This is a genomic window from Rhodococcus sp. LB1, from assembly GCF_001583455.1.
In the GTDB taxonomy this organism is placed as follows: domain Bacteria; phylum Actinomycetota; class Actinomycetes; order Mycobacteriales; family Mycobacteriaceae; genus Rhodococcus_F; species Rhodococcus_F opacus.
This window is the reverse complement of record NZ_LTCZ01000244.1, coordinates 1-1,315: the sequence shown is the minus strand read 5'-3', so window position 1 is coordinate 1,315 and position 1,315 is coordinate 1. Positions and strand designations below refer to the sequence as shown.

Genomic DNA, 1,315 nt, shown 5'->3' with positions numbered 1-1,315 from the left:
CCCTCCTCCACACCATCCAGCACGGCGACCCCGACCAGCCCGCCTCCGACTTCGCAGCCCTGCTGAAAGTCTGATTCCCTCCGGCCGCCGGCCCCCACCGGGCCGGCGGCCGATGACGAGAAAGAGAGCTGATGGACGCCCAGACCACAGCCCGGCCGATCCCCGTCGAGTTCACAGGATCCGGTGGGGTCCGTCTTGTCGGTGATCAATGGGAGACGGACGATCGGCCGACCGATTCGACAGAGGGGACCGTTCTTCTCCTCCACGGCGGCGGCCAGACCAGGCACTCGTGGGATCGCACGGCGGCGCGACTGGCCGAGGGTGGCTGGCGCGCGGTCACTTTCGACGCGCGCGGGCACGGAGACAGCGAATGGGCACCCGAATACTCGGCCGAGCTTTTCGCGGCCGACCTCGAGGCGGTTCTCGCGGACCTCGGCGGCCGTGTCGTCGTCGTAGGAGCCTCACTGGGCGGCCGAACGGGCATCGTCGTCGCGGGCGAACGCCCCCGTTCCCTCGCCGGGTTGGTGCTGGTCGACATCACGCATCGGATCGACCGCACCGGCCAGCGGAGGGTCCGTGACTTCCTGGGCGCGGCGCCCAACGGGTTCGCCTCGCTCGACGACGCGTCCGCGGCCATCGACGCCTTCCGCGGCACGCCACCCCGCCGTCGCCGCAGCGACGGGTTACGAAAGAACCTGCGTCTCAGAGTGCATCTGAAAACTCCGGGATGGGTCACGCCGTGCGGGCGAGTCGGCGTGACATGGTCGCGATCATGGCGATGTAGACCATCGCTTCGTGATGGTCGGGCCGCGTCTCGTAGTCGCGGACGCAACGCCGGTGTTTACAGATCCACGCGAAGGTCCGCTCGACCACCCACCGACGGGGAAGAACCCTGAACCCTTTGACATCGTCGGTGCGCTTGACGACCTGAACCATCAGTGACACAACTCGTTTCGACCAGTCGATCAGCCGTCCGGCATAGCCGCCGTCCGCCCACACCAGGCTGATCGTCGAGAACTGGGCGCGCAGCGCGGCCAGCAGCCGGAACGCGCCATCGCGGTCCTGAATCCCGGCCATCGTCACCACGACCGCCAACAACAGCCCGCTCGAGTCCACAGCGATGTGCCGTTTGCGCCCATTCGTTTTCTTGCCCGCATCGTATCCTCGACTCGACCGGGGCACGGTGTCGGCGCCCTGCACCGATTGGGAGTCGACGATCGCCGCGGACGGCAGCGGGTGTCGGCCGCCCTGGACCCGCACCCGATCGCGCAGCGCGTCGTGAATCCGCTGCCACACTCCTGCCCGGACCCAGCGG

General features: G+C 68.4%; 2 protein-coding genes and 1 pseudogene. 1 reads left to right on the top strand and 2 read right to left on the bottom strand.

The genetic code is table 11. The features are described 5' to 3' along the window. Positions 1-209: hypothetical protein (locus tag AZG88_RS54290; RefSeq protein ID WP_231914227.1), on the bottom strand; the 209-nt coding region annotated here is incomplete at its 3' end. Here AZG88_RS54290 and AZG88_RS50660 point away from each other — a divergent pair. Then, a pseudogene (locus AZG88_RS50660) lies at positions 132-749 on the top strand (alpha/beta fold hydrolase); the annotation flags it as partial. The gene AZG88_RS54290 and the pseudogene AZG88_RS50660 sit on opposite strands and share 78 nt — an antisense overlap. On the opposite strand, the gene AZG88_RS27770 reads toward AZG88_RS50660, so the two are convergent. Next, positions 733-1,315 (bottom strand): IS5 family transposase (locus AZG88_RS27770; RefSeq protein WP_061699744.1); only part of this gene is annotated, 583 nt, incomplete at its 5' end. The pseudogene AZG88_RS50660 and the gene AZG88_RS27770 sit on opposite strands and share 17 nt — an antisense overlap.